The 2,440-nt window shown below is 59.4% G+C and carries 1 protein-coding gene and 2 pseudogenes; all 3 read right to left on the minus strand.

Going from position 1 to position 2,440, the window contains the following annotated elements; all coding sequences use genetic code 11:
• Window positions 1–1,682: pseudogene (locus AB1S50_RS19310) on the minus strand (hypothetical protein); the annotation flags it as partial.
• 3 nt (window positions 1,683–1,685) lie between these two features.
• Entirely contained in the window at window positions 1,686–2,069 is a 384-nt protein-coding gene (locus tag AB1S50_RS19315; protein WP_367152888.1) for a hypothetical protein, read from the minus strand.
• Window positions 2,070–2,292: 223 nt separating this feature from the next.
• Window positions 2,293–2,440, minus strand: a pseudogene (locus AB1S50_RS19320) (IS66 family transposase); the annotation flags it as partial.

Raw genomic sequence — 2,440 nt, forward strand, 5'->3', positions numbered from 1 at the left:
CTGGCGTCGATGCTCAAACCGGCGGTGGTCATTGCAGTGCCTTCGGCGGTATACCAGCTGTCCGGCAGTTCGGCGTTGCTGTTTTGTTCCTGGTCGGGAATATTGCTGGCGGGCTGGTAAGAGCCGAACAGGTCGACCGATACCGCCCCGGATACCTGGTTCACACTGATGCGCTGGATTTCCATAGCGCGGTCCAGGGTGCCGTCCGCCACATTTTGCGAGTGGTCTCGCAGCTGCGGCAGGGTCACCTGGACAATATCCCCCACTTCCAGGTCGTTGTTGCTGGGCAGTAAACCCAGGCGCAGCCGCAGGGGCGGGCCGGCAAAGCGGTCCCGCAAAGCATCGAAGGTATTTTTGATGGTGGTATAAGTGTGCCTGGAATTATGCAGGCCGCGAAATTTGAGGGTGAGCGGCTTGGCTTCGCCATGCGTGCCGATGGAGTCCGCATCGATCAGGCTGTTGGAGCGCAGAAACTGGCCGTCAAAGCCCGGTTGCTCGAACCAGCCCCACTGGATGCTAAACACATTGCGCACTCCGTGCAGGTCGTATTTAAGCTCGCCCACACTGGTAACATCGTCGACGGTGATGCCGGCCACGGTGCCGGCATCGGCCAGTACCCCGGCCATACGGCGAAAGCCCAGCTGGCCCTGGGCATTGACGGGCATAGTGGCGCCCAGCAGCAGGTTGATCTCGGTTTCAATAAACTTCTTGCCGTCGGTTTTTTTTAAACCATCGAACCGTAAAATCTTGCCCTTGCGGTGGTTGCCGGGTTTGTACCAGTCGGCGCCGATATGCTCGAACGCATCCAGGTCCACCAGGGCGGAGTCGATACCCAGATGCCAGTTGGTGGGTAAGGTGTTGCCGGTGCCCAATATGACACCCGTCAACAGCGCATAGGCGAGCTGGGGGCCTGGCCCCTCCAAATAGATAAACTCCTCGACCTCGATACCCCGCTCACTGTCGTTGTCGGTGGGAATCTCATGCTCCCGCGCACGGGTACCCAGGGCACCACGCACACAGCCGGTAAAACTGGTGGCGGTCTTGCCGGTGGCGCGCACGATTTCAAAGCCGTCCTGGTATTTGATTTTCAAGTAGTAAACGGATTGATTGGGGGCATCCCCATAGGCGGCGGTGTGGGGATTGGGTTCGAAAGCGCTGGTGTCGAACACCTGCAAAGTGGTTGCGGTCTTGGAAAAGTTGGCTGCCAGCCGGGTGCGGTTTGGGGTGAAGATATCCTTGCGCATGGCCCGCTGCACGTCACGGCAGCGCACCCGATAGATGCCCGCCTTGTAGGCAATGGACTCCTCGGCGATTTGCGTCTGCTCAAGGCGGAAGTCGTCCCAGTCCAGTCCCGCAAAACCCTGGTGCAGCCGCACCTGCCGGCCCTTGATGCCACTGCCCTGCTCCAGCTCGTCACGCAGCACATAGGTCATCTGCCCGGCGTGATCAATCAACTCGAAAGAAATAGAGCCGATCTCCGCCCTTCCCTGCTCCGCTATCAGGCGCTGACTGGTGCTCGACACTTTTTGCAGGCAGCCGTGAATGGTGTTGGCGGGCAGATTGGGGATGTCGGCGTGGCTGGCCAGGTACAGCGGCAGGTCGTAGCCGATCTCGATCACCAGGCGCAGCTCGCGCTGGGGGACCTGGTTGTGAAGGTCGAAGAGTTCGGAATTATTGCGCACCGTTCACGCCTCCACTGCAATAAAGGAGGCCTGGAACCAGAAGTGTTCGTAGCGACTCTCCTTATAGCTGTTGCGCTTGAGGCGCGCACCAAATGGCCCACTCGACCCGCCGGCAATATCCGACAGGTCAAGGGTAAAAAGTTCACCGTTACCGCAGCTGGCGGCAAACTCGCGCCAGTAGGGCAACTGATCCGGGGCAAAGGCCTTGGCGGTGATATGCCACTCACTGTCGATACGGAACAACACGCTCTCGGTGTAACCACCGAGCGCGGTGTGTTCCCTGCCTTCGCTGCGCTGCACACGCCCGCACTTAACCAGGTCGGTGATAATCAGCTGTGGCGAGCTGCTGACGAGCTCGCGGGTGGCGGTATAGGTGATGCTTGCCATGGGTATCCACAAATAAAAAAGCCCGCGGCTAGCGGGCACAAAAAAACCGCCGGGCGGCGGTTTTTGTTGGGTACTGTGAAGCCAATTAAATCGTCGGCGCTTCCTCGGCTGCGGCCTCTTGTCGCCGCTTTTCTTCGAGGTACTCCTCGGTAACCTGACGCTCTATTGTGGCTTTTTCTTCCGGTGTGAGCCGGTCGTTGGGCACCGTATAGCTGATACACTCGACACCGGCGCGGGCAAAGATTCTTTCCTGTCGGTAGAGCGGCAGATGGTCGGCATACTTGGCGATCAGCAGGTGTGCCAGCAGGCCACTGGTGGGGATACCCTTGTCGATGATCTGTGGCGGCACCGGTGCCTGGGTAATGCGTTCG

It is taken from the genome of Microbulbifer discodermiae (assembly GCF_040742695.1).
GTDB lineage: Bacteria > Pseudomonadota > Gammaproteobacteria > Pseudomonadales > Cellvibrionaceae > Microbulbifer.

Excerpts from the sequence above, each read along its gene's own strand:
- AB1S50_RS19315 (WP_367152888.1), bottom strand. The coding sequence starts at position 2,069 with ATGGCAAGCATCACCTATACCGCCACCCGCGAGCTCGTCAGCAGCTCG.